This is a genomic window from Catenulispora rubra (genome assembly GCF_015356825.1).
In the GTDB taxonomy this organism is placed as follows: Bacteria; Actinomycetota; Actinomycetes; order Streptomycetales; family Catenulisporaceae; genus Catenulispora; species Catenulispora rubra.
The window spans coordinates 1-2,279 of record NZ_JAACYW010000575.1 but is presented as its reverse complement, the minus strand read 5'-3'; the positions used below and the strand labels follow the sequence as shown (position 1 = coordinate 2,279).

Here is a 2,279-nt window from a genome sequence, read left to right as displayed (position 1 = left end):
TCCCTGGACCGCGCGGGCGACCGCTGCCACGGAGGCGCTTGCCGACGCGATGTGGCCGATTGCTCCGGTGGGAGCGGCCGCTGGTGTGGCGGGGCTGAGTGCTCCGGCGCGGCCCGCTGCTGGTCCGGGGCGGCCGACTGTTCCGGCGGGGGCGTCTGCTGGTGCAACGTTGCCGAGTGCTCCGCCGGGGCGGGCTGCTGGCGCCGCGTTGCCGACAGTTCCGGCTGCTGGTGCGGCGTGGCCGAGTGCTCCGGCGGGGCTGATGGCTGAGGCAGTCGGCGGGGAAGCTGCCGAGCGGCTGAGCGAGTCGGTTGATTGGCTGGCCGGTGGGCTCATCGTCGAGCGCTGGATCGGCGCGGCGATCGACGGCAGGCTCGTTGAGACTGCTGCCAGGCGCCGGATCGGGGTGGGCCGAGCGTTCGCCGAACGCGGGGCCGGTCCGGAAGCTGCTGCCGATACATCGGCCTGGCCACCTGTGGCCGACGAGTCGCTGGTCGAACCAGCCGCCTGCGAACCCGAACTACTCAAACCGGCGACCGAGGCTGGACTCTGAACCGCGCCCGACGAGATGGCCGAACCTTCGATCGCGCCAGAAGCCTGCGCGGCCGGACCAGCGGCAGTCGATGAGGCCGTAGCCGAGCGCTCAATCGGGCGAGCGGTTGCGGAGATCGGCGCCGGACTCGCGGCCAGAGCGGTCCGGGCCACGCGTCGGATCGGCGCGGCCGAACGCTGGATCGGGCCGAGGGGTGCCGACGAGCCAGCTGCAGAAGTAGCAGCAGAGCTTTGTGCCGCGCCACCAGGCAAGCCAGCGGGCGAGTCCTCGCTCGCGGGGACAGTCGGCGGGAGTGCCGCAGGCCGGTTCGCCGAGACGCTTGAGCCGGCGGAAGTCGCCGGATCGCTGGTCGGACCGGATGTCGTGGCCGCGCGCTGGATCGGGCTCGCGGGCGCTGACAAGCCAGCTGCTGAAGTAGCACCAGCCGCCGGGCTATGTGGCGCGCGACCGGTCGAGCTGGCGGGCGAACCCTCGCTCGCGCCGGGGAAGGAGCCAGGCGGCGGGAGTGACGCCGGCCGGTTCGCCGAGGCGCTTGAACCAGCGGAAGTCGCCGGGCCGCCGGTCGGACCGGATGTCGTGGACGAGCGCTGGATCGGGCTCGCGGCAGCGCCGGTTGGCTCAGCCGGAGTGCTTGGCGAGCTCGATGCCGAACGCTGGATCGGGCTAGAACCAGCATGCGAGCCCGCGATGGTCGAACCGGAGTTTGGTAGGGCTGCGGCCGCGCGCTGGATCGGGCCGGGGGCCATGCCAGTCGGACCGGAGCTCGGCGAGGCTGTGCGCTGGATCGGGCCGGGGGCGATGCCGGTCGGACCGGAACTTGGCAAAGCTGTGCGCTGGATCGGGCCGGGGGCCATGCCAGTCGGACCGGAGCTCGGCAAGGCTGTGCGCTGGATCGGGCCAAGACTCGGCTGCGAGCCTGCGGCGGTCGAACCGGAGCTCGGCGAGGGTGTGGCCGAGCGTTCCATTGGGCTGGTGGAGGCGCGCTGGATCGAACTGGTACCGGCCTGTGTGCCTTCCGCCGAGCTAGCCGAGGTCGCGCCGGTCGGCGAGGCGGATATCGAGGGCTGTATCGCGTCGCCGGTGGCGGTCGGGCGGTTGTAGACCGGCCGTGCCGGCTCACGTCGGGTGGCACGCGGCACCGTCGCGGCGGGCAAGCCAGAGAGCTGACGTGACCCGAGTAGTGGCTTGGTCGACGTCGTCCGGTTAGGGGACGCTGGCCGCGATGTATTCAGTCGGACCGGAGCTTGAGCACGCTGCGCCTGCACGTCGGGCACGCGCTGCACGTCGGCTGGGGAGGTCGGCGCGCTGGAGGGAGACTTTGTGGCCGAGGGCGCGGTGGCTGGCGATTCTGGTGCGGTGGCCTGGTGTGGTGCGGGCGTCGAGCCCGCGCGCCGCTGGACTGCGCGGATCGGCATGGCTTGAGGTGTCGATGGGGCGGTGCGCTGGGCCCTGGGCAGGCTGAAGTCGGCCGAGGCGGGGGCGGGCGAGGAAGCAGAGCGCTGAACGTTCGGCGAGTCGGGTGCCGATGTGCGCTGGACTGTCGCCGGGTCGCCGATACCGCGTCGTGTATTCCCGGTAGTAGCCCGCTGAGCCGGTGCGACCGGTCGCGTCCGGGGTGTGAGCGTGGCCTCGGTCAGGCGGGGTCGAGCCGTGCGCGACTCAGTGTCCTGGCCCTGACCGGTGTCGCGTCCGCCCTGATCCCCGCGGTGTCGGCGCAGGCCGCGAC

Annotated in this window: 2 protein-coding genes; both read left to right on the top strand. The window is 72.6% G+C overall.

Annotation, left to right across the window (positions count from 1 at the left end):
* Positions 1–262: 262 nt before the first annotated feature.
* Entirely contained in the window at positions 263–553 is a 291-nt protein-coding gene (locus GWK61_RS54150; protein ID WP_194922222.1) for a hypothetical protein, read from the top strand.
* 15 nt (positions 554–568) lie between these two features.
* Complete coding sequence (locus GWK61_RS54145) at positions 569–1,654, top strand: hypothetical protein (RefSeq protein WP_194922221.1); 1,086 nt, start codon at positions 569–571, stop codon at positions 1,652–1,654.
* Positions 1,655–2,279: the final 625 nt, after the last annotated feature.